This is a genomic window from Streptomyces sp. WMMB 322, from assembly GCF_900090145.1.
GTDB lineage: Bacteria > Actinomycetota > Actinomycetes > Streptomycetales > Streptomycetaceae > Streptomyces.
The window spans coordinates 82461-109175 of record NZ_FMHI01000014.1 but is presented as its reverse complement, the minus strand read 5'-3'; the positions used below and the strand labels follow the sequence as shown (position 1 = coordinate 109175).

General features: G+C 67.8%; 29 protein-coding genes and 1 tRNA gene. 9 read left to right on the top strand and 21 right to left on the bottom strand.

The window, feature by feature from the left end; translation table 11 throughout:
* Positions 1–44: 44 nt before the first annotated feature.
* Complete coding sequence (locus H180DRAFT_RS21015; RefSeq protein ID WP_055487661.1) at positions 45–974, top strand: metallophosphoesterase; 930 nt, start codon at positions 45–47, stop codon at positions 972–974.
* Between the two features lie 69 nt (positions 975–1043).
* A tRNA-Pro gene (locus tag H180DRAFT_RS21010) sits at positions 1044–1117 on the top strand.
* 117 nt (positions 1118–1234) lie between these two features.
* Here H180DRAFT_RS21010 and H180DRAFT_RS21005 read toward each other — a convergent pair.
* The 16 genes from H180DRAFT_RS21005 to H180DRAFT_RS30815 all read right to left on the bottom strand — a co-directional run bounded on the left by H180DRAFT_RS21005 (position 1235) and on the right by H180DRAFT_RS30815 (position 13929).
* Complete coding sequence (locus H180DRAFT_RS21005) at positions 1235–2746, bottom strand: tyrosine-type recombinase/integrase (RefSeq protein ID WP_055487660.1); 1512 nt, start codon at positions 2744–2746, stop codon at positions 1235–1237.
* 534 nt (positions 2747–3280) lie between these two features.
* Positions 3281–4534, bottom strand: a complete 1254-nt coding sequence (locus H180DRAFT_RS20995) for a DUF3631 domain-containing protein (protein ID WP_055487659.1) — start codon at positions 4532–4534, stop codon at positions 3281–3283.
* Entirely contained in the window at positions 4531–4749 is a 219-nt protein-coding gene (locus H180DRAFT_RS29555) for a hypothetical protein (RefSeq protein WP_139151419.1), read from the bottom strand. Before H180DRAFT_RS29555 ends, H180DRAFT_RS20995 begins: the two co-directional genes overlap by 4 nt.
* A 164-nt stretch (positions 4750–4913) precedes the next feature.
* Complete coding sequence (locus H180DRAFT_RS20990; protein ID WP_055487658.1) at positions 4914–5813, bottom strand: bifunctional DNA primase/polymerase; 900 nt, start codon at positions 5811–5813, stop codon at positions 4914–4916.
* A 94-nt stretch (positions 5814–5907) separates the two neighbouring features.
* Positions 5908–6375: a single-stranded DNA-binding protein gene (locus H180DRAFT_RS20985; RefSeq protein ID WP_055487657.1), complete on the bottom strand. Its 468-nt coding sequence runs from the start codon at positions 6373–6375 to the stop codon at positions 5908–5910.
* A gap of 24 nt (positions 6376–6399) precedes the next feature.
* The gene (locus tag H180DRAFT_RS20980) at positions 6400–6588 is read right to left on the bottom strand and encodes a hypothetical protein (RefSeq protein ID WP_055487656.1); all 189 of its coding nucleotides are present in this window, start codon (positions 6586–6588) and stop codon (positions 6400–6402) included.
* 8 nt (positions 6589–6596) lie between these two features.
* Positions 6597–7016, bottom strand: a complete 420-nt coding sequence (locus H180DRAFT_RS20975; protein WP_254666120.1) for a hypothetical protein — start codon at positions 7014–7016, stop codon at positions 6597–6599.
* Between the two features lie 252 nt (positions 7017–7268).
* On the bottom strand, positions 7269–9416 hold the full coding sequence (locus H180DRAFT_RS20970) for a hypothetical protein (RefSeq protein ID WP_055487654.1): 2148 nt from the start codon (positions 9414–9416) through the stop codon (positions 7269–7271).
* A gap of 1 nt (position 9417) precedes the next feature.
* The gene (locus H180DRAFT_RS29930) at positions 9418–10890 is read right to left on the bottom strand and encodes a hypothetical protein (protein WP_055487653.1); all 1473 of its coding nucleotides are present in this window, start codon (positions 10888–10890) and stop codon (positions 9418–9420) included.
* Between the two features lie 79 nt (positions 10891–10969).
* Positions 10970–11278: a hypothetical protein gene (locus H180DRAFT_RS20960; RefSeq protein ID WP_055487652.1), complete on the bottom strand. Its 309-nt coding sequence runs from the start codon at positions 11276–11278 to the stop codon at positions 10970–10972.
* A gap of 19 nt (positions 11279–11297) precedes the next feature.
* On the bottom strand, positions 11298–11633 hold the full coding sequence (locus H180DRAFT_RS20955) for an RRQRL motif-containing zinc-binding protein (RefSeq protein ID WP_055487651.1): 336 nt from the start codon (positions 11631–11633) through the stop codon (positions 11298–11300).
* Positions 11633–11866, bottom strand: a complete 234-nt coding sequence (locus tag H180DRAFT_RS20950; protein WP_254666115.1) for a hypothetical protein — start codon at positions 11864–11866, stop codon at positions 11633–11635. The genes H180DRAFT_RS20955 and H180DRAFT_RS20950 overlap by 1 nt, the downstream gene beginning before the upstream one ends.
* On the bottom strand, positions 11863–12885 hold the full coding sequence (locus H180DRAFT_RS29245) for a DUF2637 domain-containing protein (RefSeq protein ID WP_055487650.1): 1023 nt from the start codon (positions 12883–12885) through the stop codon (positions 11863–11865). The genes H180DRAFT_RS20950 and H180DRAFT_RS29245 overlap by 4 nt, the downstream gene beginning before the upstream one ends.
* On the bottom strand, positions 12882–13163 hold the full coding sequence (locus H180DRAFT_RS20940; RefSeq protein ID WP_055487649.1) for a DUF6303 family protein: 282 nt from the start codon (positions 13161–13163) through the stop codon (positions 12882–12884). The genes H180DRAFT_RS29245 and H180DRAFT_RS20940 overlap by 4 nt, the downstream gene beginning before the upstream one ends.
* Positions 13163–13438: a DUF6284 family protein gene (locus tag H180DRAFT_RS20935; protein ID WP_055487648.1), complete on the bottom strand. Its 276-nt coding sequence runs from the start codon at positions 13436–13438 to the stop codon at positions 13163–13165. The genes H180DRAFT_RS20940 and H180DRAFT_RS20935 overlap by 1 nt, the downstream gene beginning before the upstream one ends.
* A gap of 362 nt (positions 13439–13800) precedes the next feature.
* Positions 13801–13929 carry a hypothetical protein gene (locus H180DRAFT_RS30815; protein WP_302622449.1) on the bottom strand — a complete coding sequence of 43 codons (129 nt, stop codon included), beginning with the start codon at positions 13927–13929 and terminating at the stop codon, positions 13801–13803.
* A gap of 627 nt (positions 13930–14556) precedes the next feature.
* On the opposite strand from H180DRAFT_RS30815, the gene H180DRAFT_RS20930 reads away from it, so the two are divergent.
* From H180DRAFT_RS20930 to H180DRAFT_RS20920, 3 genes are all read left to right on the top strand, one after another.
* Positions 14557–14940, top strand: a complete 384-nt coding sequence (locus H180DRAFT_RS20930) for a GntR family transcriptional regulator (protein WP_254666114.1) — start codon at positions 14557–14559, stop codon at positions 14938–14940.
* 154 nt (positions 14941–15094) lie between these two features.
* The gene (locus H180DRAFT_RS20925; protein ID WP_055487646.1) at positions 15095–15880 is read left to right on the top strand and encodes an aminotransferase class IV family protein; all 786 of its coding nucleotides are present in this window, start codon (positions 15095–15097) and stop codon (positions 15878–15880) included.
* A gap of 107 nt (positions 15881–15987) precedes the next feature.
* Positions 15988–16872: an SUMF1/EgtB/PvdO family nonheme iron enzyme gene (locus H180DRAFT_RS20920; protein WP_107097716.1), complete on the top strand. Its 885-nt coding sequence runs from the start codon at positions 15988–15990 to the stop codon at positions 16870–16872.
* Between the two features lie 1155 nt (positions 16873–18027).
* Here the strand turns inward: H180DRAFT_RS20920 and H180DRAFT_RS29550 are convergent.
* Positions 18028–18339 carry a hypothetical protein gene (locus H180DRAFT_RS29550; protein WP_139151418.1) on the bottom strand — a complete coding sequence of 104 codons (312 nt, stop codon included), beginning with the start codon at positions 18337–18339 and terminating at the stop codon, positions 18028–18030.
* 236 nt (positions 18340–18575) lie between these two features.
* Positions 18576–19247, bottom strand: coding sequence for a hypothetical protein (locus H180DRAFT_RS29545; RefSeq protein ID WP_139151417.1), 672 nt, complete (start codon positions 19245–19247; stop codon positions 18576–18578).
* A 275-nt stretch (positions 19248–19522) separates the two neighbouring features.
* Here H180DRAFT_RS29545 and H180DRAFT_RS20910 point away from each other — a divergent pair, with 275 nt between their 5' ends.
* Positions 19523–20260: a hypothetical protein gene (locus H180DRAFT_RS20910; RefSeq protein WP_074466906.1), complete on the top strand. Its 738-nt coding sequence runs from the start codon at positions 19523–19525 to the stop codon at positions 20258–20260.
* Positions 20261–20612: 352 nt separating this feature from the next.
* Here H180DRAFT_RS20910 and H180DRAFT_RS20905 read toward each other — a convergent pair whose 3' ends face one another.
* Positions 20613–22742 carry a pentapeptide repeat-containing protein gene (locus tag H180DRAFT_RS20905; protein ID WP_254666113.1) on the bottom strand — a complete coding sequence of 710 codons (2130 nt, stop codon included), beginning with the start codon at positions 22740–22742 and terminating at the stop codon, positions 20613–20615.
* Positions 22743–23002: 260 nt separating this feature from the next.
* On the opposite strand from H180DRAFT_RS20905, the gene H180DRAFT_RS20900 reads away from it, so the two are divergent.
* Complete coding sequence (locus tag H180DRAFT_RS20900; protein ID WP_055487643.1) at positions 23003–23590, top strand: DM13 domain-containing protein; 588 nt, start codon at positions 23003–23005, stop codon at positions 23588–23590.
* A 141-nt stretch (positions 23591–23731) separates the two neighbouring features.
* On the opposite strand, the gene H180DRAFT_RS20895 is transcribed toward H180DRAFT_RS20900, so the two are convergent.
* On the bottom strand, positions 23732–24220 hold the full coding sequence (locus H180DRAFT_RS20895) for a rhodanese-like domain-containing protein (protein ID WP_055487642.1): 489 nt from the start codon (positions 24218–24220) through the stop codon (positions 23732–23734).
* Between the two features lie 144 nt (positions 24221–24364).
* On the opposite strand from H180DRAFT_RS20895, the gene H180DRAFT_RS20890 reads away from it, so the two are divergent.
* Positions 24365–24811, top strand: coding sequence for an Lrp/AsnC family transcriptional regulator (locus tag H180DRAFT_RS20890; protein ID WP_055487641.1), 447 nt, complete (start codon positions 24365–24367; stop codon positions 24809–24811).
* A gap of 220 nt (positions 24812–25031) precedes the next feature.
* On the opposite strand, the gene H180DRAFT_RS20885 is transcribed toward H180DRAFT_RS20890, so the two are convergent.
* Positions 25032–25568, bottom strand: a complete 537-nt coding sequence (locus H180DRAFT_RS20885) for a hypothetical protein (RefSeq protein ID WP_055487640.1) — start codon at positions 25566–25568, stop codon at positions 25032–25034.
* 164 nt (positions 25569–25732) lie between these two features.
* Between H180DRAFT_RS20885 and H180DRAFT_RS20880 the strand changes: the two genes are divergently transcribed.
* Positions 25733–26713 carry an aminoglycoside phosphotransferase family protein gene (locus H180DRAFT_RS20880; RefSeq protein WP_055487639.1) on the top strand — a complete coding sequence of 327 codons (981 nt, stop codon included), beginning with the start codon at positions 25733–25735 and terminating at the stop codon, positions 26711–26713.
* Positions 26714–26715 lie beyond the last annotated feature (2 nt).

The following is a 26715-nucleotide window of genomic DNA, read 5'->3' as shown; positions in this document are numbered from 1 at the left end:
GGCACGGCGTGCGAGCGGAACGGCAGGTCTGCGACCATGGTGCGATGCGTGCGCGATACGGAGTCCCCCTCACCCTGACGGCACTCGGAGCGGCCTGCGTGGGCTATGCGACGCTCGTCGAGCCCCGCTCCTTCCGCCTGCGACGCGTGACGGTCCCCGTGCTGCCGCCCGGCATGCAGTCGCTGCGCGTCCTGCATGTCTCCGACATCCACATGGTCGGCGGGCAGCGCAAGAAGCAGCGCTGGCTTCAGTCACTCGCGGGCCTGCGCCCCGACTTCGTGATCAACACGGGGGACAACCTCTCGGACCCGGATGCGGTGCCCGAGGTCCTGGACGCACTGGGCCCGCTCATGGAACTCCCCGGCGCGTACGTCTTCGGCTCCAACGACTACTACGGCCCGAAACTGCGCAACCCCGCCCGCTACCTGATGGAGAAGGCCAGCGGGCGCCACGGTCTCAACGGGAACGCCCCGGCCGTCGGCGCCGTGCACAACCCGTGGGAAGGGATGCGCGACGCCTTCGACTCGGCAGGCTGGGTCGGCCTCAGCAACACCCGCGGACGTCTCAAGCTCGACGGCGGCCAGGAGATCGCCCTCACCGGCCTGGACGACCCGCACATCAAGCGGGACCGCTACAGCGCCGTCATCGGCGGCCCCGAGCGGGACGCGGACCTCTCACTCGCGCTCGTCCACGCCCCCTACCTGCGCTCCCTGGACGCCTTCACCGCGGACGGCTACCCGCTGATCCTCGCCGGGCACACCCACGGGGGGCAGCTGTGCGTGCCCTTCTACGGTGCCCTCGTGACCAACTGCGACCTGGACACGGAGCGCGTCAAAGGCCTCTCCGCCCACGAGGCCGGCGGCAACCGCTCGTACCTCCACGTCTCGGCGGGCTGCGGCGCCAACCGCTACACACCTGTGCGCTTCGCGTGCCCGCCCGAGGCGACGTTGCTGACGCTCACAGCCCGCGACTGAGCGGGCGGGCCCCACGAAATCCCGATTTCACCTCTGCCTTCGGCTGGGCTAGAGTGGTGCGCGTTGCTTCGGGGTGTGGCGCAGCTTGGCAGCGCGCTTCGTTCGGGACGAAGAGGTCGTGGGTTCAAATCCCGCCACCCCGACAGATGAAATCGCAGCTCAGGGCCAGTCTCCCTTCACGGAAGACTGGCCCTGACTCGTTACCGCGGGCCTCTGGGGAGTAAACGGGGAGTGGATCAAGGAAATTCACTCCCCAATCGTCACCCCTGACGCCCTCTCAGCAAGGCATCGAGCGCACGCACCGGGGACCGCGGATGCATGGCCAACCGCGCCGTCAACGCTTCCTCCCACTGTTCGGTCAGTTCGTCCATGAGCCGATTCCTCATTCGCGCCGTGATGTGCGAGTAGCGCGCCTGCACTGAGCCGTCCTCGTGGCCCATGCGCTCATCCATCAGCTTGGGCGGGGTCCCAAGCTCCTCCATGACCGTCTTGTGGGAGTGCCTGAGCCCGTGCGGAGTGAGGCCCCGTGCGATCGGCAGCCAGCATGCGTCAGCACGGCCAGAGGCATTCCGGCCCCGTGCCGGCACTCCTGGCCAGGGGTGCGCCAACACGGGTACCGGGCGCGCCTCCTGTGGGGCCTTCTTCGGGTACCACCCCGTCGTGGCCGGATGGAACAGCCAGGTCGCGAACCCGGTACGGCGCCAGTGCGCAGCTGTCTCTCCCGACTGGCCCGCCCGGACGTACCCGAGTTCCGCGACCGCCGACTCGACCCTGGTCCGCGTCCGCTCCGCAACAGCATCCGGCCGGTTCAGCACGTTCGAGACTGTTGCCGGGGAGACATCGGCACGACGAGCGACGTCGACCAGCTTCGCGCCGACGTGCCGTGCCGCCCCATTGGCAGGACCGTGGCCACGGAACACGTAAACGTGCTCGTGGCACGGACAGGGTGTCGATTCGGTGCGGGTGATATGGCTCGAGACCAAGCCAGCCAGCCACTTCGGGAGGTCCACGGTCCGGTAGGAGTCGTCCTTCGGTGGGCAGCGCTCGAACTCTCCCGAGTCGAGTTCGTAGAGCTGCCACTCCACCCGCACTGAGGTGGAGCGGACGAACTCGCGCTCCAGGCCGACGATTTCACCCCATCGCATGCCGGTGTAGCCCTTCAGGACCACAGCCACGAATTCGTCGTCACGGCCGGACAACAGCGAGGCTCGCTCGGCTGTCAGCAGGATGCCGAGAGCGTCGGTCACCACCTTCTCCGGTCCCCGGTTTCGGGATCGGCCTGCACGCTTGCCGCGACCGCGCCGCTTGGTTGCCGGGTTGGAGTCGCGAAGTCCTTCGTCAACGGCGTCCGCCAGGATGAGGTGCAGCGTGCCATGCCAGGTCTTCACGCTCGATGCGGCGTAAAGCTTCCGTTCCTTCTTCTCCCAGGCGCCGACGTCCGTGGGTTGGATGTCCGCGATGGCCTTGTCTTCGAAAGCAGGAAGGAGGTGCTCCTCGATGTGTCGCTTGTAGTTCTGCATAGTGGACGCGGCCAATTCCTGTGCCGCGTACCAGCGGTTCACGTACTCGCCGAAGGTCTCTTTCCCGGCCTTGGGGTCGCGATAGCCGACCTCCCTGACCTTGGCCTCCGCATCGTTCGCTGCCTTTGCTGCCTCACGCTTGGTGGCGAATCGGATCGTGGCCCCGTTCGCATCCACCACAGTGCGAAGGACGCCGGGTGCGATCCAGTACCGCCCCCGGTAGTAGTCGGCGCGCTTCTCGCCGTAGCCCATGGATGCCTCTCAAGACAAGCGAGGGGTGGAAGCCGTGAATGGCTTCCACCCCTCGCGATCGGTTTTCTATCAAGCGGCGTTTCGTGCGCGGCGCGGACGGCGTGCTCGAAGACTCACCACGGGCCCTGTCGTCGGTGCCTTGGTCCGGCGACGGGGTACGGCTTCGCCATCGGCAGCGCTTGCCGCAGGCCGGGGCCGCTCCTCAAGGATGAGAAAGATCTCTCGCACGTGCTCGCTGGTAAAGCGGTAACCGCCACCGCTCTTCATGAAGGGGATGCGCCGGCGGCGAGCTTGCTCCTTGACCCACCATTCCGAGCACCCAAGGGATGCTGCGACGTCCGCCGCCGAATAGCTCGGGGGAAGTCCAGTGTCCTTCGGCACCTTCGTGACTCCTCTCTGGCCTCTGGGGAATCCGCAACATCCGCCACGCCGCAACATTGCTGGTCAGCGGCTTGGATTTGTGGCGGATGCCCGTTGTGTTGCGGATAGGTGCCGCCACGCGAGCGCGTGGTGGCACCTTCAGATCCGTGCTGGTCAGGTCACGACCCTGAGCGGGCGCGTGGCGCTTTCCGCGGGCGTGTGGCGGATGCCGGGAGCGGGATCCGCCACACTTTCACCACCTGTGACCTGCGGTGTGGCGGCTGTTGCGGCTGTTGCGGACTTTCCGGGGGGTGGGGGGCAGTACCGCTCCCACGCGTCCTGGAGGTCTTCTGCGTAGTAGCCCTTTGGCGTACCCGAGGGGGTGCGGATACCACGCGGCTTGATCGGCTTGTTGGACGCGGTGACGTACTGCCCGAGCAGCTTCGCCAAGGTGCGAGAGCTGATCGGCTTGTCATCCAGGTCGCCCCAGGGAGCCTCTTCCATGCCCAAGAGGCATTCGAGAATTACGGCCGTGGGCATCCGGTCCGCTCCGCAGAAGACCTTGTCGCGGAGATCGGTCAACAGCCGGATCCCGAGGGATGCTTCGTCATTGTCGTGAGCGGCGTGAACCAGCTCCACGCAGGCGGCGCGTGCCCGCTCCGGCCAGGCGCCGCCAGCCGCGTCCGCGACGGCAAGCAGGGGCTCCCACACGTCGGCGGGCCGGTCAGAGATGCCCTCGGGCATCTCGGGCCAGGCTTCGGCGACTTGCTCACGCACTTGGTCGGCCCACTTCCCGAGGCGATCACGTAGGGCGTGACCTTCCTTCTCGTGCGTGCGTCGGCGATAGCCCTCGACGCTTTCGTTGGGAGCGCGCTTGCGCATGCGGATGATGACCGAGCGGGTCAGGATCGTGTCGGGCAGTGAGCCGAGTCCTGCCATGGCCACGGCGCAGAAGCTGGAGAACCATGCCGCGGTCTGGTTGGCGCCCTCTCCGACGCAGCGGAGCGACTTGCCGCCGCGGCGGTAGCCGGAGTTGAGGAATCCGCGGACGGGTTCGTTGTCGCCGGCCTTGGGACCGAAGACAGTGTCGATCTCATCGAAGAGCAGCGTGGGCGGCCCGTCGTCGGCCTCGACGAGCCTGAAGAGCGCGTTGGGTGAGGCATTGACCGTCGTCATGGCGCGAGGGGTGAGGGTTTCGATGATCTCCAGGGCCCTGCTCTTCCCGGAGCCGGGCTCGGGTGAGAGGAAGGCGATGCGGGCGGTGCCGTCGAAGGCGTCGATGAGGTGCGCGTGGGCATCCCACAGCACGGTCGCGACATAGGCGGCCTCCATGGGGAAGATGTTGAACCGGCGGTGAAACGCTTCGACTTCCTCCAGTAGTGCGGCACCGTCGATCGGATCGGGTGGGTTCTTGTCGGGTGGTGTCATGCTGCGCTCCGGGTGGTCTCAGGAGTCTCGGGTTGGCCGGTGCAGTTGTCGTGGTGGGCGGTGTAGGTCTCGATGAGGACCTGCACCCGCTCTCGGCCGCGGGCGTGCCAGGAGCGGCCGCATTTGCACCGGGCAGTGGCTGATGGGATGGCGCGCCAGTCGGGTGGAGCGATGACGTGCAGGCCCACGAAGGGCCGCTCGGGGGTATCGCTCACATCGCCTCCCAGCTGCGGGAGTTGGCCGAGTGTGGGTGGGCTGAGAGGAACGGCCTTCGGCCGGCCGCTCAGCCGCTGGCTGCTGCCGTGCTCGAGCGGAGCGGCGGCGAGCCCTGACCGATCAGATGTGGGAGGGCTTTTCAGTGGCGGATCGGGGCGGGGGTTCATGCCGCACCTCGCGGTTTCGCGGTGCGGATGGACCAGTTCAGCGCGCTTCGCAGGGTGGAGCGGCACTCATGCGGTTTCAGTCCGCACGCCTCTCCCACTACCTGAAAAGCCTCTTCGACTTCGTCTCGCGGGATGTCGCCCCAGGCGACAAAGCGGCCCATCGCTCGTGCGGCCTTGAACAGGGTGGCCTCGCGCTCTCCCTTCACCGCGTTCGCCACGGCGTTGCCCTCACGCTCCAGGGCGACCTGCGCGCACCGACTCGCGTTCCGCGCGGGCGCGATCGTGCGCGGCGCGGCCGGTCCCGTCGTGGCGGTGATCGCTTCGAGGAGCCACGTCGGCAGTGGTTCCGGCCGCACCCCGGCGGCGAACACGTACAGGCGACCGTCGATGCTGCTTCCGGGGGCGACGACGTAGCCGCCCCACGCGCGGGTGTCGATGCCCGGGCCCAGGGTGCGGGAGGTGTTGCGCAGCCGCACACCCTCCGGAGCGGTGAAGTACAGGTGCCAGCCCCCGCCCGCGGTCCGCACCGTGAAGGTCTCAGGAATCGGCTGTCCGGCGCGCTCGCAGAGCGCACGGAAGGTCGCCGCGCCGCAAGGCGCGTCCTTCGCGCCCTCCTTGGGCACGTCGAGGTCGACAACGACCAGCCCGGAAGGCCCCGTGGCGATCCCGACGTTGAACGGACGCCCCGACCACGCGCGACGGATACGGCCGGCATCGAGAGTGGCGCGCTGCTCCCACTTCCGGTGCCCGTCGGCGCAGTCGCCGATACGCGGGCAGGCGGATTCGCCGTGCAGGGCGGGGGCCTTGCCGCCGGGACGCAGTGGATGGACGTACCAGCCGCGCTGGGCAGTGTCGAGCGCGGCGTGCAGCAGCGCGGATCGGTGGAGTTGGGTCATGCTGGGGAGACCTCCTTGGTCTCGTTGCAGGGATGAGGAGAGCCGGGGCGACCGCGACTTCTTTGGCGAGAGCGAGCGGTCGCCCCGGGCGTTGTCAGAACGGCGGCTCGTCGCCGCCGGCCTTGGCGGCGGCGACGTTCCAGGGCTCCCCGTTGTTGGGATCCGGCACCGTGCGCCCGCCACCGTTGTTGCTGGGCTGAGCCTTGGTGCTGGTGGCGGTGGCGAACTTCAGCGAGGGGCCGATGTCGTCGACTTCGAGGGCGAGCATGGAGCGGTTCTCGCCCTGGTCGGTCTGCCAGTCGAACTGGCGCAGGCGTCCGGAGACGATGACGCGAGAGCCCTTGGTGAGGGATTCGGTGACGTGCTCGGCGAGGCCGCGCCAGGCGGAGCAGCGCATGAACATCGCGGTGCCGTCCTTGTACTGGCCTGCATCGCGGTCGAAGTGGCGGGGTGTGGAGGCGACGGTGAACTTCGCCAGCGCTGCCCCGGACGGGGTGAACTTCAGCTCGGGGTCGGAGGTGAGGTTGCCGATGACGGTGATGGGGGTCTCGCCCATGGCCATGGGGATCTCCTTCGGGTTGTCGGGTCAGAGGTTGGTGAGGGCGTGCTGTGCGCTGTTGAGCAGCTCGTTGATGACGGGGGCGATGCCGGTGGAGGCGAGGAAGAAGCCGAAGAGCACCGCCGTGAGAGCGCCGGATATGTGCATGGCGCGGTGGCGGATGAGGATGAGGAGGATGGCGCCGAAGAGGACGACGGCGCTGAGGGAGATGACCACGGGGCTCCTTACTGGTTGATGGTTCCGTTGGCGCGGCCGAAGAGGCCGGTGGCGGTGACGTTTTGGGTGATCTGGGCGGGCGCCCGGTGCCGCCAGCGAGTCAGGAGGTAGGCGGCGCCTCCGCAGCTGGCGGCGACCAGGGCGACGGCGGCCCACAGGGCGTCGGTCATGGCGATGACTCCTGGTGCGGCGTAGTGGAGGCCGAAGCCACCCGCGCCGATGCCGGCGCCGATGGTCGGCGCGAGGAGCGCGGTGGTTTTGGCCCACGCGGGGACCGGCTGCGCGGTCGGTGCCACGGGGGCTGCCGGTGCTGGGGGTTGGGTGTAGGCGAGGGTGCGGACTCCGCCGGGGAGGGTGACCAGCTCGACTCCGGGCGGGATCTCGTGCGGTGCCATCGTCGGTCGGGTGAGTGGTTCGGGGTGGAGCACGCGGGCGTCGGTGCGGTGGGTGGTGATCTCGTATGTGGTGTCGGGGTGCACAAGTTGCTCCCTTCACGAGCGACGGGCAGCGCCCCGGTTTCGTGGGTGCTGCCCGTCGTCTGGCTTGTCGTGTCGCTTGTCGTGCGGCTTGTCGCTTGTCTTGTCTTGTCGCTTGTCGCCTTCCAGGTCAAAGCCCCTCCCCGGCCTTCTGAGAGTCGTACAGGGGCCTCCTCGAACCTGTGGGCGACAAGCGACAAGCGCTCAGCCGTGTGCATCCCCGCGGGGTGCGTGGCGGTGGTGGACGTAGCGGGCCTTGGTGCCGGTGCCGACCCGTACGGCGGTGCCGTCATCGGTCCAGGACTTCAGCCAGCCGACGACGGTTTGCCGGGTGGTGCCGTACTCCTCCGCGAGCCCGCGGGCGATGGCAGAGGCGCCGGTGCCTTCCGGCCCGGCTGCCAGGAGCAGCGCGAGCGCGGCGTCGCGGGCGGGGTTGTCCTCGTTCGCGGACAGGTTCAACCCACCCGAGGACGACGGCGGTTGATCCGCCGGCGGCTCGTCACCGCGTCCGGGTGCGGTGCCGAACTGGGCGTCGATCTGCTCGCGGAACTTCCGCAGCAGCACGTCCTCAGCCGACTCCCCACCACCACGAGGCGAGGGCTCGCCCCGCAGGGCGGAAAGGTTCAGGCCTCCCCCGCGGCCCAGCTCGTCACCGTGGGCGGATGCCGGACCGGGGGCGGCGTCGCGCATCCACGCGGTGCGCTCCGCATCCCAGCGGCCGGCATACGCCTCGCCCGCGGCGCGGGCTGACTTGCCGTCGAGGGTGGGGTGCAGGTTGGCGGTGGCAGCGACGATGTCGCGGATCTGGTTGGGCAGGATCCGCCACGCCTTGAACAGCCCGGCCGGGGATTCCGGGGTGCCCATGAACCCGGCGCCCTTGTACGGCGCTTGGTCCACGCGCAGGCCGCGGGAGCCGGGGAACATCTTGGACAGGTCCATGCCCTCGGTCTCCCCGCCGGTGAGCGCGGCGCGGACCTTCGCCTCCCGGCGGATCATCAGGTTCCCCAGGACGGAGCCGGTGGCACCGAGGGCGGTCAGCACGGTGCGGCCGCCCATGGCGCGGGCGATGCGGATGAACTCCAGGATCTTCTCGGCGAGCTTGCGGGTGGCCCGGTCGTTGCTGACCAGGATCTCCGCGCCCTCGTCCACGACCAGCTCGATCTGCGGGATCCGTGAACTGATCGGCAGCAGGTCCGTGTTGGCCTTGCTGAGCAGGTCCTGGTAGGCGCGCTTGCGCTCCTTCATCACCGCGATCGCTGTATCGAGCATGCGCACGGCCTCTTCGTGGGTGGAGGCGAGCCAGTCCACACCGGGGCGCATGCCGTCCACGAACGACCCGTCGTCCGCGAGTGCGGGGCCCACCCAGGGGAGGCCGGCGGATCCGGCGTTGAGGTCGATTACCCAGGTCAGCACGTCCGTGGCGCGGGCGAACCCGGCGAGGATCGTGTGGACCATGTTCGTCTTCCCCGAACCGGTAGGACCGACGACCAGCGCGCACTGCTCGCGCAGGTAGACGCGCACCTCCTCACCGTTCGTGCGCAGCCCCCAGGGCAGTCCCGACATCACGCTGAGCGGGCTGTAGTCGGTGGGGTAAGTGCGCTCCTCCACCAGCACGTTGACCGTGGTCACGTCGATCAGGACGCGGCCCTGGTGGATGCCCGGGGAGGCCGAAGCGGTGCAGCCGTGCGGCAGCTTCGCGTCCCCTGACAGGCGGGCGGACTCGCGTGCGATCTTGTCGTAGGTGACGCCTCCTGTGGGGAGTTCGGCGTCGATGGTGAAGCCGGTGCCAGTGGGCCACATCTCCACCGCCTTCACATGGACGCTCACGCCACAGACACGCTGGATGCGCTCCACCCACTCCGCCGCGATCTGGCGGCGTTCGGCGGACAGTTCACGGGCGACCTGGCGTTCGGCGGCGGCGAGGGCCTCCAGCTCCCGGGCTTCCTCGTGCAGCAGCGTCGCCCGTGCCGACGCCCCGATGCCCACCCCGAGGGTGGCCAGTGAGCCGAGTGCGGTCCACGAGAGCGGGCCGGTGGTCATGGCCCAGGTGGTCCATCCGGCTCCCAGGAGCCAGGAGGCGGCGCGCATGCAGGTGGTGCGGGCGGAGAGCTTGTCGCGGAGTGTGGTGATGGTGTGGCCGATGGCGCCGGCGGCGCCGACCGCGAGTGCCCAGGCGGGGGGCATGCCGGTGGCGGCGCCGGTGGTGGCGACGGCGAAGGCGCCGGTGGTGGCGGACAGGGCGCCGGTCACGGGTCCGTGCCCGGCCGCCCAGTCCCACACCGGCCCACCGTCAGCCTTCTTCGACCTGCTGGTCTTCTTCGGCTTGTTGAGGTTCACGGTGGGTGCACTCATCTCAGACGTTCCAGCCCTTCTCGGCTTCCGGGCCGTTGCGGGGGTCCTCGTGGCGGGAGATGTCCTGCTCGTGGGCCTGGCGGAAGAGCGGACCCATGTCTTCAGCGACCGCGACGGCGGACATCATGGCGCCGAAGATGTCGTTGAAGCCGTCCGCGACCTCCTTCTCCAGCGGAAACTCCGAATCGGCGCGCTCGGCGAGGATCCGCATCACGTTCGCCACGCTGGTCAGCGCGGCGGGGATGCCTTCGACCATGGCGAGGATCTCCATGGCGTTCTCCGGGTCGTAGCTGTTCGCGGCGGACTCCATCTCCGCCGCGTGGTCCTCGAACCTGAAACCGGACACGTGCTCTCCTTCCGTGGTGGGGTCGGGTGTGGCCGGCACGAGTCCGGCCGGGCGTTCGGCCTTGTCGCCGATGCCGTCGGTTCCGTCGTCGGCCGCCTGAGCATCGGCAGCGGCTTCCTCATCGGCCTGGTCAGCGCGGATCTGGTCATCGCGCTGCGTGCGCTGCTGCTGGGCGGAGTCGGTCAGGCGCCAGTAGAGGCGTCGGCCGGGGTATTGCAGCCAGCGCCAGCCGAGCTTCCGCCCGAGCGGGGTGGTGAGCATGCCGACGATGCCCAGCGCGCTGGCCAGCAGCGCGGCCACCAGACGGCGGCCCTGGTAGCGGGCGGCGGAGCGCCACAGCGCTCGCCTCGCACGCTTGCGGGCCGGGGCCTTGCGCACGTTCGCGCGCTGGTCGGCGACCTTCCCCGCGTTGCGCCGGTCCCGGTCCTTGCGCGCCTTGTCCACGGCCGCGCTGCGGGCCTTCCCCGCCCCGCGCAGTCCCTTGCCCAGGCCGCGGCCGATCGGCCCCCGCCCGGCCAGGGACGCGTTCCTGGCGCGGGACTTGGCGTCGCGCCGGGCGTCCGCTGCAGAACGGCGGGCCGCATTGGTGTCCGCGCGGCGCTGAGCACGCGTCGGCGCGTTCTCCCGCTGAGCGTCCCGCAGGGCCTTGACCTGCCCCACACGACCCCGCGACTTGCCCGAACCCGCCGAGGTGCGCGGGGACTTGCCCCGCCCACCAGCGACGTTCCCCCGGCCCCCGCCCGCCCGGCGGCCGGACGTACCGAGCGTGGAGCCGGTGCGCTGGCGTGGCACGCGCCCACCAGCGCGCCCGCCAGCCCTCTTCCGGGCACCGGCCGATGTCCTCTTGCGGGTGCGGCGGGCGCGTGTCGCGGCCGCGGTGCCGAGGACGGCGGCGCCGGTCGCGGCGACCGCCAGCGCGGCCGGTCCGCCGACCAGCGCGGCCGAACCCAGCAGCGACGCGGTGGCGTTCGTGCCGGTCAGCGCGAGCGGCACCACCGGCCAGCCGCCCGGTGTGTGCTCCACTGCTGTTGCGTCGGCGGCCGGTGCCGTGTCGGTTGGCGGAAGGGAAGCGTCGGTTGCCGGCGGTGCCTCGGGGGCCTCTACCGGCGTCATCGTCGTGTCCGTCATGCTGGTGTGCGCTCCTTTCGAGGAGATCGGGGAGCCCGGACGCGTTGCTTTGGACGGCCACGTCCGGGCTCTTCTCTGCTCAGAGGCGGTGTTCGGGGTGGGCAGCGGCCATCTCCTGCCACCGGCGGTTCTCCACCGGGCTGGTGCGGCGCAGGCGGACGGTGAAACCGCAGTCCGGTGCAGCGCAGCGGTGGGTGGTCGTCTTCGCGGCTTCCGCGATGCGGCTGCACAGGACCAGCAGGGAAGACCACAGGGCCAGTCCGCAGGCCAGCAGCAGCGAGAACGGCACGTCGTAGGCGTGCAGCCGCACGGACTCCCAGGCTGCAAACGCGCCCGTCGCGACGACCGGGGACCACGTGGCCAAGAACCGCTTGACCTTGGGAGACATGAGCAACTCCTTTGCGAATTCAGGCGGCCAGCGCGCGCGAATCTGCGCAGCGCACGCACTGGCCGAGAGAGGTGGGGATGACGTAGCCGCGGTCGTGCCCGCAGGTCGGGCAGATGCGGCGGGCGGCGTTGGCCTTGGCCAGTGCCGCCCATTTCGCGGGCGTCATGGGCCGGACCGGCTTGGCTGCGTCGAGGCTGTAGAGGTAGGCGACCAGCGGCTCCCGCCTGCGACGGGGGCGTTCGAGCTGGGCGACCACGCTGGAACCACCAGGACGTAACCCCTTGGCGCGCAGCTGCCGGTATGTCGCCAGTCCGTCCGGCGCCAGGCGCCACGGGTAGACCGGGACGGATCCCATCACCGAATGCGCTGGTAGGCGGCCCTGCAGAACTCCGCGTGCTGACCGGCGCGCAGGCGGATGGTGCCGAGGTGATCGGTGAAGGAGGACCGGTCACCGCAGCCGTGGCAGTTCCACCGCGAGGCTTCACCGACGGTCCCGCCAGTGACATCCACGGCGGCGCCGACCTGGTTGTGCATGCGGATGAGCAGGTCAGACGGCTCGGTCGGGTTGTGGTTCGGGGAGAGCTTCACCAGTGGGCTCCTTGCACTACAGAGGGCGCCGGGGCGCCGTTGGGGTGGGTGTGATCGCGCAGTTCCTGGTAGCGGGTTGAGACCCAGCCCACGGACCAGCCACACAGCTCGGCAGCCGTACGCACCGGGACGCTGGCGCCGTAGGCAGCGGCGACGATCTGCCGGGCGCGCTCCTCCGGGAGCTTCTCGACAGCCGGTCCCGCAGAGAGCAGTTCGCGGCGTTCACGCTCGATCCGCTCGGCACGCTCCTGCGCCTCGCGGCGTTCACGCTCCGCCCGTTCGCGGCGCTCTCGCTCGCGCTGTTCGGCCGCCTGACGCTCACGCTGTTCACGCTCACGCTGCTGCTGTTCACGCTCGCGTTCACGGCGTTCACGCTCCACCTGCTCAGCCCGCTCCCGGGCCTCGATGGCTTCGCGTTCCTCGCGGCGCCGACGCTCTTCCCGCTCGGTCTGCTCACGCGCCAAGTCGGCTTCGTGCTCACGCTGTTCACGCGCCAACTGCGCCGCGTGCTCACGCTCCTCACGACGCTGCCGAATGGCGCCCTCCTGGCGCTCCCGGGCCTCCTGGCGAGCCGCCTCGCGGCGTGCCAGGTCCTTGGCCTCCAGGTCTTCCAGGGCGGCGGTGATTGCGCGCCGGTAGGCCAGTCCCGTCTCTGCGGTGACGATGAGCAGAAGCGGCGCGACGGCGTGCACTGCGACTCCGACCAGGTCCTTCTTCAGTGCGGAGTCGGCAATGTTCAGCGCCAAGGTCATGGCGCCTGTCATCCACCGCAGCACGATCGGCCACCGCCCGCCGTGCCCGCCCAACCGCGCCAGGACGGCATCGAGGCGGACGACGATGACGACGGCCGCATCCACCACCAGGGGCAGGATCGGCGCGGTCCAGTCCCACTTCTCAGGCGTGTGTTTCGCCATGAGCGGGGTGACGGTGAGGATGGAGTAGAGCATCGCCCCGAAGACGATCAGCCACGTCCCGACCGACAACGCGCGCTCCGCTGAACGCACATGAACGCTGTTCATCCGCTCGCCTCCTCAACCTCGATGGAGGCGAACAGGCGCACCGCAGAAGTCGGGTCACCGGGCGTGACGGTGACCTCGTTCCACCGCCATTCGGTGCCGTCCGTGAACACGTAGCCGAGCGCGTTCAACGCCCGTGAACGCTCCGCCAACGTCGGCACCGTCTCGCCCGGGGCGAACTCGTACTCGGGCCACGGAACGCCAGGAGCGTTCAGCAGCACCACGTACAGCACCCACGGGCCGCGGGCCGGGGAGATCTGGGCTGTGTGGGTCTTCGCCATCAGGCCACCTCCGGGGCGCTCGTGGCGAGCCTGCGAAGACGAGCCTGGTTGGCCACCCTCAGGCGTGCGGTCAGCAGTTCGCGGTGGGCGCGGCGCCGGCGGCGTTCGGACCACGGTGTGGCGGGGCGGTCCATGAGGCTGATCTCGACATCGAGCACTTCGACTTCGGCCTGCACGATCGGCAACGTGGCTTCGATGGCGTCCAGTTCAGCGTCTGTGGGCTCCTGCTCGTCCTCGTCGGGGACCACGGAGAGCAGGGTTCGTGAGGTGGGCATGGCGGGTGGGGTCCTTCCAAGTGGTGGGGTGGATGTCGCGTACGTGGTGGCCAGCGGCGTAGGCGGCGCCGGCCGCGTGGGCAGCGGCGGTCAGCAGTACGGCGGTGGCCGGGTGGTGCAGTCCGCGGATGCGGATGGACCGCGCGGCGGCGTGCTGTGCGGCACGGGCGCGGCTCAAGGACGGAACGTCAGACACAGAGCAGGGCCCGGGAGTCGGGCGGCCCGCCCCCTGCCAAAGGACCGGGGGCGGACCGCAACGGGTGGACGGGGCTACAGCGAGCCGCCGGGAGTGCGCTGGTCCGGCGGTGCCTTCTCCTCCTGGCCGTCCGGCACACGTTCGTGCTGGGGCTCGGGCTCCTCGCTCACTGGCCACCGCCCTGCTGCCCGGCGGCGGCTGCCGCTTCGGCGAGCCGGGCCGCGGCTTCCTGCGCTGCGGCCAGATCGGCCGCCGCCTGCTGACGGGCGGCCTCCATCTCCTCTGCCGGCGTCACCGAGAACCACCACCGGGCCGGACGCGACGCAGGGCCTCATCCATGTCGGGATCGGAATCGGTGGGCTGCGCCGGTAAGACGGCGCGTGTCATGCTGGCGATCACAGGTTCCTCCAGATCAGGTGCCTGTTTCGCGGTCCCTCGGGTGGCACCCCGGGGGACCGCTCGTGATTGAAACCAGGGACTCCCGGCTCCCCTCAGCCCTGCTCGTGCGAGACGAGCAGGGGAGGCAACCGGCCGCAGCGCAACGGCTACGGAAGATCGTGGATGTGCGTAGCTCCTCTCGACGCCTTCACATGGGCTTGCACTGCAAGGGGGACCTCGTCCCCACTCTCCGGCCGTTGCTCGCGGTCACCGGGCCACCTCGCCAGTACGGGCCGCAGCCCTGTTCCACCTGGCCTTTAGCGGGATTGCAGCGTCCCCGCCCTGTGCATTCGTGCTGTCGTTCTGGCGCCCTCCGTGCCGCCGTAGGCACGTCGAGCAAGGGCATCGCTCCAGGTCAAGACCTCACGGAGTGAAGTGACCTAGGTCGCTTGCCGTTGTCGTGAAAGCTACCTAGGTCAGTTGTGAATCGTCAAGCGCTCCCGCGCTCTGAAGTCGAGCTACCTAGGTCAAGTACGCTTCTGGGGTGGACTCACAGCCGAAGAGGAAGCCCAACGCCCGCGAGATCGCCGCCCGGATGAGAGACGAGATCGCCGCGGGAACATTCGGTCCTGGGGATCGCCTCCCGGGCGGTCGGGCTTACGCCAAGAAGCTCGGTGTATCGCTGATGACGGTGCAGAACGCCTACACACAGCTCCGGGAAGAGGGGCTGGTTGAAGGCGTGGCGGGGAGTGGCACGTACGTGCGGGATGCCGTTCCCGGTGAGCACGGGCCCCGCGAGTCGGCTCAACGCCTGACGGACCTCCAAGGTGAAGTTGCCCGACTGTCGGCCGAACTGACCGATGTTGCCGAGCGCGTCAAGCAGCTTGAGGCGGCTGTGAGCCCCATTGAGGAGGACCCTGGCGCTTAGCGTCTCTCGCGGTGCGTCCGTCTTCATGCTTTAAGCGTGTCCTGGCAGGCGCACCATCGGTACGCACTCCTGCCGCCCCTGCACCGAACTAAAGCGAACTTTGCTTGCTTGACGGGGTGTTGTCGCCGCACTTCTGGCTGCGAGACTGTCCACTATGGCCGAACTGAACGGGAATCCCGTCACCCTCGAGGACCTCCAGGCCCTTGCCCTCACGAACTACGGGCACTTCACGTCCATGCGGATGGAGAACGGCACCATCCGGGGGCTGTCGCTTCATCTGGATCGCTTGGTGCGGGACTGCCGCATCGTCTTCGGCGTCGACTTGGACCGCGAGCAGACTCTCCACTACATCCGCAAGGCGGCCCATGGGGTCACCGGAGTTGCCGGCCTCCGTGTCACCGTGTTCGATCCAGCGCTCGATATGGGACGCCCCAGCGACGGCAAGGACCCGCATGTTCTGGTGAACCTGCGCCCTGCGGGTGCCATGCCGCCGCCGCCCCTCACGGCCAAGACCTTCACCTTCACCCGCGACAACGCGGAGGTGAAGCACATCGGCCTTCACCCGCAGCTCCGACTTCGCCGTGACGCACAACTCGCCGGATTCGACGATGCCGTCTTCGTCGAGCCGGACGGCAGGGTCTCCGAGGGTGGCACGTGGAATCTTGGCTTTGTCGACCAGGACGGGACGGTCATCTGGCCCGACGCCCCCGTGCTTCCCGGCACGACAATGCTCCTGCTGCGCGGCCTCGACGCACCCAAGCAGGTCACCGAGCCGGTGCGGCTTCCAGACCTCCCGAACATGGCCGCGGCCTTCGCCACGAACACCACGATTGGCGTGCGTGCCGTGAGCGCGCTCGACGACGTGCAGTTCCCGACGGACCACCCCGTGCTCGCCGCACTGCGAAACGCCTACGCCGACATCCCCGGCGACCGCCTGTAGACGCGTGTCACCGCCTCCAGGGCAGTGATTCACGACCGAGGTAGCCAATGCCACTCGTTACGAAATGGACCGGACGTGAAGTTAAGGCGCTACGTGAAGCCGTACGAATGAGCCTCTTGGAGTTCGCCGAGAAGCTGGGGGTGTCCGATCGCATCGTCTCTCGCTGGGAGGGGGACGGCGAACAAGCATCCCTGCGCATGGTGAATCAGGCGGCCTTGGACACCCTGCTCGCCAAGGCAGACCAGGATGCCCAAGGCCGCTTCGTCGGCATTCTGTCGGCTGATGATGTTCCCACTCACGCAGTCATCGAGCCCGACGACGACCAGACGAGCAGCGGCGAATACCTGAAGCATCCCGGTGACGGCAAGCTCATGGCGCACGTCCCGGAAGGGATATTCCTATCCGGCGAGAACGACGATCCCGTGTTTGTCGACGAGTTCTACATCGACACCTTCCCGACGAGCAACGCTGACTATGCGCGGTTCTGCGCGGCGACTCGGCACGCCGTGCCTGAGCACTGGGAGAACGGCAGGTGCCCTCGTGATCTGTACGACCACCCTGTTGTGCACGTGACGTGGCGAGACGCAGACGCTTACGCCACGTGGGCTGGAAAGTCGCTGCCGACAGCCGAACAGTGGGAGAAAGCGGCGCGCGGTACCGCCGGCCGTACCTTCCCTTGGGGGAACCAGAAGACTGCCGCAAAGTGCAACGTCCGAGAGACCGGGGTAGAACGCACGACGTCCGTATCCCGATACCACAGCGGCGTCTCCCCCTACGGCGTCTACGACATGGTGGGCAACGTGTGGGAATGGCTCGCAACTGGAACCACGCCAGGCCGCTACGAACTTCGGGGCAGTGCCTTCACGAGTCCCCTGTTCCGGGGAGCCCCTGCCGCTGCCAACGACGCCAGCGACATGATGCATGACGACGACACCGGGTTCCGTTGCGTGGCAACGCCCGAGCAGGTGACTCCTCATATCCGGAGACAGTAGGCCGGCGAAGTTCGACCTCTACGTCACGGACTTCTACCGCCTCTTTGGGGAGACCCAGCTGGCCAGCTCTCGCCGCAGAGGTTCTGCGAGCTGGAACAGACTTCGACTGGTTGAGAGCGATCCCCCATGCGCAACGTAGGAGTATCTCACCACCTCATGGACCTGGTAAAGAGCAAACCGGGGCCCGTTGCATGCGCCAACAAACAGCAGACCACGCAGCTCCCCGCATTTCTCTCGGCGGGAACCGGAAAGTAACGGTGCGTAGAGGTTGGCCGCTCAGCCCCACGATTTCCATTTATCGAAGACTGACTGATTCGCCCCTAGAATCTCGTCGTAATTCAAGTTGCGCGGAACGACCCCCCATTGCAACATATTGAAGACTACGCTCTCGAAGGACATTCGCCCCGTTCGAATGTGATCCTTCCTCGTCATTAGCGCTTCTGGCTTCAGAGCTGCTGTGCCAATATGGGCATGTGGAAACTCGACGTCACTCTTACCGCCCGGGTGCCAGTGCCAGGCGATTTGTTCTTCATCATCACCAGCCCTGACTGTGTACTTGTAGCCCCGAGTCGAAACCTTGTAACGATCACTGGTTCCGACCGGGTGGCCGTATACGTCGGTTTCCTGCTCAATGACAGTGAACTTAATGCTCGCTTCTAAGGAAATCCTTCGATCTAACACTCTGAACGATACGGGATCACCCCTGTTCAGCGTTACCGAGTGGATATCCCCCCATGATTGTCCCCGGATTGGGCTACATACCCATTGAGAGCGCGTTATACACGAAGAGGACGCGCGTAGCGGTTCCAGAAATGCGTTGACTGCCTGATGTGGGGTCCTACCGGGCATTGTCCCGCGTTGGACGTACGAAGGGAAGGAGTTCGGCTACCTCTTGAGCCTTAACGTTCTCGATCGGCCCATCGTAGTGCCCCGCGTCCCAAAGGGAGATGAACTCTTCCCCGGAGATACCCAGGTTCCTACGTGCTGCGCGATCTAGAATCTCCGCTCCCTCTGTGTAATCAACTTCGACCACTTCCGGCAATACGGCAATTAGATGCGCGCGAGGGTTGATAGACGCGTTCGCACCCGAGACGGGCACTGTGTCATTGCTCGTACTCAGCGTCGATTCCAGTGCGACTGCATACGTTGAAGCCATCATTCTCTCCCCTGCGCATCGAATTGCTCGGCTGTTCTCTGGAGCACCTCGATCAGCTCTCCGAGGTGTCGGCGTGAGATTGCGAGACGCGAAACGCCACGCACAGGAACGTAACTCAGGCGCTCAGCTTGGTTACGGATCTCTTCATCGTTTCCCATGAGCAGCGGGGGTGTCGCGGTACCGAAACCTAGGAAGACTTGGTCACTATCAACTTGTGTGATCACTTGATTGGTGCTGAGTACCGGTAGGTCATCTAGTCCTACCCACAGTAGCGGGACCCTGACCGCCTTCGCCGTGTCGTTGTCCTCCATGACCTCATCGTTGCACGCCCGGCTGACAATTGATACAGGACGGCCGCACGGTCAGCCTTCCGGATGGCCGCTGGTACGAGTGGGCTCCGTGACCCAGCATGCGAGCGGCAACCAGAGGCGTCGGTCCGGGGTGCCGTCTTACGCGGGCCAACCTCAGGAGGGATCCAGGCAGCCCGTTCGATGGCCAGGTCACATGCCTTGTGACCTGGCCATCAATGCAGCGCGGGCGATGCCGCTTAGGCGTTACTCCAAGCTTCAAGGAATCGCTTGCGGTCCTCCTCTGTCTCGCGCCTCCGGCGGCGAGCGAGCAGGACGTGCCAGGCGGTGGTCTCGGCGTCACGCAACCACAAGTTGCCGTGGTACCTGCTACCCCCCACGAACACGTTTTGGTCCAGGGCGCCGCCGATCACTTCCGCCACGGCGTCACGCTGCTGTGCATCCAGCTCTTCCAGAAAGCTGAGGACGCGATCAGCAATACCGCCCTCGTTCCCGTTGATCAGGTAGTCGAAGAAGGGGCCACCCGCGTTGGCCGGATCGACGTTCATGGTGGCTTGACCGCCCGCGTGCCTCAACGAATCCCAAAACTCACGTCCCTCGGGGGTACCTGGCAACGGGAGCACTGCGAAGAGGTCGACTAGATGGCCGTTGGCTGCATGGTTGTACGAGACGTCGCAGGCTGCTGCGGAAGCAATGTTCGCGACATGCCCAGTGGTCAGTCCTCCATCCTCTGGCCAGCCTAATGGGGTGTTCAATTGCTGAGTCAGGTGCTGTGCCAGCTCGTCATCTTCGTCTAGATATCGGCGGACGATCACAAGTTCCCCCAGTTCAACGTCATGTGGCACAAGACGGCGCCTCTCCGCCAGCCAGCCTGCCCAACCTTTCAGCGTTCTACTGGGCTGGGTGGACAACGTCTGGAAAGTGCGGTGCCTTGGGCTGATGGTCGTGCGGCTCTACCCAAAGGACGGCCAGTTCAACAGGCCGAGCGCGGCCGGCCAAGCGAATGGCCGGAACTCCTCCTGCGCGCTGAGTGTCCTCATGGGACGGTCGCTGCTGGTCATCAACCTGAGGGGGGCTCTTGGCCACCACGCCGCGACGCAGCTACAGCAACGCAACGATCGCCGGCCTAATGACTCTCGCTCGAGGCGGGTGTTACTGGCCGGACTGCGGCGTGCCGACTGTTCGAATGATCAACGGCGCGCCACGCCTCAACCTGGAAATCGCGCACGTCCGGGCGTTCGAGGAGGGCGGCAAGCGCTACGACCCGGACTGGTCAGTCAGCGAGCGGAACAGCTTCGCAAACCTCATTCTGCTGTGCCACCCGCATCACTCCGAGATTGACGGGACGAACAGCGATCAGTACCCGGTAGAACTCTTGGAGCGCTGGAAGCACGAGCGCGAGGCTGATGGACTCAGCGCTCTGGCGGGCTTGGGCGACCTGACAGAACAGCGGCTCGGCGAGATGATCAGTGAAGCTCAAACGGCACTAGTGACCCGCATCGAGCCTGCGTTGGAAGAGTTCGCGAAGGCGGCACCGGAGCTCGGGTCGCTGCTGAAGGTCACTCTCAAAGAACTATCGGATCCCCGCATCCACGGATTCGGACTGTCCGAGGACGAGATCAGATCGCTGAGCCGCTCCTCGGACCGCCTCCTCCATCTCCAGGACACCGCCTTTCTACTGTTTGAGGCGTCTCAGAGGCTGTTGCACCTGCAGGACACTGCAAGCACCCTCGCTGATGCGGCCCAGGATCTGGTGGGGCTCGCAGACGACGCCTCAACGCTCCATCAGGCCGCGCTCAGAGCCGATCGAGTAGCTACTCGGTTAGTGGACAGCCTTGAGGGTCTCCCACATAGCGCCCAACTCCTTCAAGCAGCAGCAGACAGAGCCGACCGAGCCGCGGACCGGATGGGGCGCGGCTACTAGCTTCAGGCAAGCATTGGGGAGTGAACGGGGAGTGGATCAAGAAAAGCGCGCCGCGGTGTACTCATCCTGGCCAACGAAGACCAAGGTCCTGACCTGCACATATACCCGAAGATCCTGGTGAGCGATCTTTCCGCACATTATTCGGGACGAAGAGGTCGTGGGTTCAAATCCCGCCACCCCGACAGAAGAGATTGCAGGTCAGGGCCGGTGTCGAGGCAGTCGACACCGGCCCTGGCGTGTGTTCGGAGCGACTCCGGAGAGCGTTCGGCGAAAGCCTGGCGAAGGTCGCGAATCCGCGCCGAGGTGCAGAGACTTCTCTGCACCTCTCAACCGCGCTCGGCGCCGGCCGGCGCTACCGTTTCACGCGGCCTCGGACGGCGAGGAGCGCCAGGGCCAGCAGAACGGGTTCGGTGAACCGGGAGGCCATCTCGGTGTAGCGGCCGGCCGTGGTCAGGGACTGGCCGCTGGAGCGGAACACCACGGAGTTGATGACCACGTCCGCCGCTTTTTGGGCACGGGCTGTGGTGAAGCGGTCGGGGAAGTCGGCGTGGACCTGGGGGTTCTGGTTACCGATGACGCCGGCGCCGGGCGGGTAGGGCTTGGCGGGGGTGTCCGGCAGTCCAAAGCCCACCATGAGCAGCACGGTGATGGTCATGGCGCACAGCAGCCAGCCCAGGGCGCGAGAGGCGCGCAAGCCGTAGCCGGAGGCAGCCCAGTACATCCAGAGCAGCGCCCGCTCGGCGGCCGGACCGTGTGAGTCATGGCGGCGCATCTCCATCTCGCCGTAGTAGAAGTCGGCCGCACCCGGCTCGTTCTTGGCGTCCTCGAAGCCTTTGCGAAGCTCCCGGTAGATCGGCGCCAACGCTGCGGGCTCCAATGGGGGCTGCCCCTCCTGTTGCGCTGTCCACCCGGCCCCCGCCTGTCCACGGGCGGCTCGCCAATGTTGTTCCTCGGCCAGGGTCTGACGCGACGTACACCGCACCGGCACCAGGCCCCGGCGGTGCAGGCCGGCGGGCGCGGTGGGCAATGTGCAGCGACCGTGCAGGCGCAGTTGGTCGAGATGGATCGTGCCGGCGAAGCGGCAGTTGGTCAGATCGACGTCGGTCAGGACGAGATGGGAGGCATCCACACCGTGCAGGGACGCCACACGGACCGGCGCCTCGACAAGCCCGGGCTCTTCGGTTCCGGGCTCCTCAAGGGCGATGAACGGGGGGTGGGCAGCAACACTCACCGGGAACTCGAGCACCGCGTCGCTGAGATCCAGCACTGCATGCCGCAGCCGCAGCGCCGCCGTGGAGGCCCATCGCGTACGTACGCAGTCAACTCCGCCCGCTGCGAGCTCCAGAGTCACCGCAGAAGAGAACACCGCCGCCGAGAGGTTCACCGTCCCTCGGCACGCCAGCGGTCCGAGCTGCGAAGCTCTCTCGAACGTCACGCCGCCGAACAGGGCGTCGTTCTCGAACGTTGCGCTGTTGAACCTTGTGCGCCCCTGGAACGTCGCCCCGCGGAACCCGGCGCTGCCCTCGAATGACGCCTGCTCGAATCCGGCATCGCCCTCGAACGTGGCGAGATCGAATCCGGCGCCGTCCTGGAACGTCGCCTTGCGGAATGCCGCGGAGCCCCCGAACGTCGCGCTGTTGAACCCGGCGCTGCCGTGGAACGTCGCCCCGCGGAACACCGCGTCGCCCCCGAACCGCGCCCGGCGGAACCCCGCGCCGCCCTGGAACGTCGCCCCGCCGAACCCGGCGTCCCCCTGGAACGAAGCCCGGCCGAACCCGGCCTCGCGCCGGAACGTAACCGCGCCGAACCCGGCGTCGTCCTGGAATGACGCCTCGCGGAACCCAGCGCTGCGCGCGAACGTCGCTCTGCCGAACCCGGCGGTGCCCTCGAAGGACGCCCGGCCGAAGCCGGCATCCCCCTGGAACGACGCCCCGCGGAACCCGGCGTCGCCCACGAACGTCGCCCCGCCGAACCCGGCACTGCCCCCGAACGTGGCGCCACCGAACCCGGCATCACCTTGGAACGTCGCCCCGCGGAATTCGGCGCTGCCCTCGAACGTCACTTCGCCGAACAGGATGTTGCCCTGGAACATCGCCCCGCCGAACCCGGCGTCGCCCCCGAACCGCACCCCGCGAAACCCGGCGTCGCCCTCGAACGTCGCCCCGTCGAACCGGACGGCTCCGAAGTGTGGCCGACCGTCGGTCGGATCGCGGACAGCGTCCAACAGGTGTCCCAGCAGAGCAGCGTTGAAGATCGTGCCGCGGTGGTCGAGGTCTGTGCCGGGGTGGAGGGACGACAGGTGATGGTGGCGGTCGATGCCGTCGAGGTGTGCCAGACAGGTTTCGTACGAGTCCGGCCCGGCCTCATGGGATTCCGGGCGCATGCGCGCGACGCGTCTGCCCCGGCACCCCACCGGGTCGTCCGCGTCGGCCCCGCGGCCGCAGTGCGGGTACGGGGGAGGCTCGGTCGGGATAATGGTCATGCCTTGATCGACGCCGCGGGCTCCGACGCCGGTTGCTGACACATGGGCCCAGTCCGGCGAAACCTCTCGTCCTTCAGGGATCGGGCACTGGCCGCCACCGCATCGAGCGTCATGCGCACGGGAGTGCGCCGGCCCCGGCGGGCTGCGGCCGGTTGGAGGTTCGCGAATCGTAAGGACCTCACGTCCCTTTCGACGGGGACAGGAGGACCTTGCGTGGTGTGGAATCCCGGCTACAAGGCAGAGCACACAGGGAGGCCACAGTGCGCAGGACGTCGGTACGGGTGCGGAAACCGCTGTTCGCAGGGGTGTTGGTGGTCGGCCTGGCGGCGGTCGCCGTGGGGCTGTACCTGTTCCAGCCGTGGAAGCTGTGGACGGACGAGAAGGTCGACGAGGCGCTTCCCGGCGCTGCCGCACCCGAGAGGGCGGACGGACAGCCGGAGCCCGGGAAGTCCGGTGACTCCGCCGCACCGGGCGAGCCCGAGAAGCCGGCCGGGCCGACGACGCTGGCCTCGGGCGAGTTCATCACCCATGAGCACGAGACGACCGGGCGTGCGAAAGTCGTCGAGCTCGAGAACGGATCCCGGGTCCTGCGCCTGCAGGACCTGAACACGAGCAACGGTCCCGATCTGAAGGTCTGGATCACCGATGCGAAGGTGAAGCCGGGCAAGGCCGGCTGGCACGTCTTCGACGACGGCGCACACCTCAGTCTGGGCGCGCTCAAGGGCAACAAGGGGAGCCAGAACTACACGCTGCCCGCGGGGGCGGACCTGGACGACTACAGCAGCGTGACCATCTGGTGCGACCGCTTCGACGTCTCCTTCGGAGCAGCCGAACTGTCCCGCGCCTGACCGCAGCGGTGCCGCGCGTCCGTTCAGTTCCTCTTCGCCGCCGGTGGATCAAGTGGCAGTCGGCGACGGTGAATCCGGACCCCCGCATCCACCGTCGCCCGGAACGGGATGTGGCACCGGCCCCGATGGTGGCGGGTGGCGTCAGCAGCCGCAGGCGTCCGCGACCGGGGCGGTCAGGGGATCGGCGTCGCGGCGCTCCGGGCCCTGCCGGGTTTCGTATGCGAAGCCCTCGCGCACCCAGTACTCGAACCCGCCGAGCATCTCCTTGACCTGGTAGCCGAGTTCGGCGAGGGCGAGGGCGGCACGCGTGGCGCCGTTGCAGCCCGGCCCCCAGCAGTACGTCACGACGGGCACCGACTTGTCGAGCAGGTCCGCGGCCCGTTCGGGGATGAGTGCGGTGGGCAGGTGGACCGCGCCGGGGATGTGCCCCTGGTCCCAGCATTCGGCGGACCGTGAGTCGACGATCGCGAATTCCGGGGCGCCGTCGATCGTGAGCGCAGTGGCGACGTCGGACACATCGGCGTGGAAGCGCAGCGAGGCGCGGAAGTGGGCGGTCGCCTCGGCGGGTTCCGCGAAAGCGACGCGCAGAACGGGGTTCGGGACAACGAGGTTCGGAACAGTCACGGTCATGAAGCGGCGCCTTCCTGAATGCGGGCGACACGGCCCGGCTGCTGTTTCCACGGCCTCGAATCTACGAGCAGGCAGCGGCACTTCGAAGGCGCTGTCCACGGCCTTTGATTGCCACGACCGTGGAATCCATGCTATTTCTCCGGCATGACCGCGATATCCCTGGACGCCGTCGACTGGCGCATCCTCGACGCCCTCCAGCTCGACGGGCGCGCCAGCTTCGCCGACCTCGCGCGTGCCGTCTCCATGTCAGCCAGCGCGGTCACCGAGCGCGTGCGCCGGCTGGAGGAGGCTGGGGTCATCAGCGGCTACGCGGCGGTCGTGGACCCGGACAAGGTCGGGCTGACGATCATGGCGTTCGTGCGGCTGCGCTACCCGAACAGCAACTACAAGCCCTTCCATGACCTGGTCAAGGTGATGCCGGAGATCCTGGAAGCCCATCACGTGACAGGCGACGACTGCTTCATCATCAAGGTCGCAGCGCGTTCCATGCGCCACCTGGAAGAGATCTCAGGCCGAATCGGCGGCCTCGGCTCCGTCACGACCAGCGTCGTCTTCTCCTCCCCGCTGCCCCGGCGCGCTGTCGGCCACTGACATCCCGGCGGTCCGCGGGAGGGGCATGGGAGTCTTTGCAAACGGCCGCCCTGCCGTTCGCCGCCGGAGCCGACAACGCCTGCCGGCACCGGGACCGTTCGACCTTCGGTGAGAACGCTCGGCCTTCCTGGGACACAACGTCCGTGTCACGGCACCCTGACCGTTCGCCACCGAAGTCGACGGGGTGGACAGCCGTACGTCAGGCCTCATCCGCCGTACGTCAGGCCTCTTCCGCACTGGACAGAGCCTCGGTGATCACGCGGGTGGCGAAGTCGCGGTCGTCGGTGAGGCGGTTGATGTGTTCCGCGAGCAGGAAGGCGGTCGCTTCCAGGGAGTTCATCTCGTCCTTGGTCCAGGATCCGTACTGCTTCCGCCACAGACTGGGGCTCAGTCCGGTACCGGCAGCGACGAGCAGCCCGGCCATGGTGGGGACGACCTCGGGACGGATGCTTTTGGGCATCATGCGCATCGTGGCAACGATGTTGGGGACCACGCTCTCGATGACGTCCTCCCCGTGGTCCTCGTAGGCCATCCGCAGCCACCGCATGAACATGTAGATGAGCGTGCACACACCGTCCAGCAGGTCATCGACTCCACCGGGCCCCAACGATGCGGCGAACTGGCCGGTCAGCGCCTGTTGTTCGGCGTCGGTCCCGGTCTTGCCGTCGTAGATGCCCTTGAGCCGAGAGTCGATCATCATGAGCGCCCCGCCCACATCGCCGGCGGGAGCGTGCAGGGGGTCGCAGGGCGATGACACAGAATTCCTCCTCATACGGCGGTGGGCGGCACGGCGTTCCCGTCGGCCGCCCCGTTGTCCGAGTCGCCGCCCCGGCTGCCTGCCGACAAATAACCCGTGACGGCCGCAACCCGGCAACTACACTGCCACGGGTACCGGTTCCGCTCACACACCGCAGGAGCACGATGCCTCGTCCGGACGACGGCCGCAGCGACCCCGGCGACAGTCGGCGGCGACAACGGATTGCTCAGCGCACCTCCGCCGCGGTGGACGCGGCCGTGGGAGCGGGGCGCGCTCTCGGGCTCACCGTGACTGATGCCGAGGTGCTCCATGACTTGTTCTCCGTAGTCGTCCACCTTGCGCCCTCACCGGTTGTCGCCCGGATTCCCACCGTCCTGCCGCGCTCCGCGGACCTCGGCTCCCTGGCAGTGCGCCAGCAGACGGAACTGGACGTGACGAGGTGGCTCGCGGACCGGGGAACCCCCGTGATCCCTCCCAGTCCCCTCGTGCCACGGGAGCCCGTTCAGCGCGACGGGTTGTCGATGACGTTTTGGCAGTTCGTCGAGGAAGACCGGGGCAATGAGCCCGATTACGAGGCGAACGCCGAGCTCGTTGCCGACCTGCACGCCGTGCTGCGCGAATTCCCCGGCCGGCTGTCGTTTCTGTCCGCGGCCGAACCGCAGGTCATCACAGACAGCCTTGCTCTGCTCGAGGAACGCCCCGACCTCCTCGGCCCGGACGATCTGGACCGCGCACGGCGCGAGTGGCAGATCCTGGAACCGCTCGTGCGCTCACGCGCGGCGTTCGAGAGGGCATTCCCGGGGATCGACCTCCAACCCGTCCACGGCGACTGCCCACCCGCGAACATCTTCTCCGGGGTGGACGGGAAGCTCTGGGCCGACTTCGAACTGGTCACCTTGGGCCCGGTCGAATGGGACCTGGCCACCCTCGGGCCCGTCCTCGGATCCGCCTACAACCGGGGCGCGCAGCGCAACGGCATGAGGCCGTTGAACGAGGACGTCATGAGCTTCGTGAACGCCGTCGGGATGCTGCGGGTCGTCTCCACCCTCACGCTCACGCCTCAACTGCCCCCGTTGCCGGACTACCTGAACCCGGCCATCGACCGGTGGAGGACGATGCCGTTCGCCTGCGGCATCGCCGGCTGACA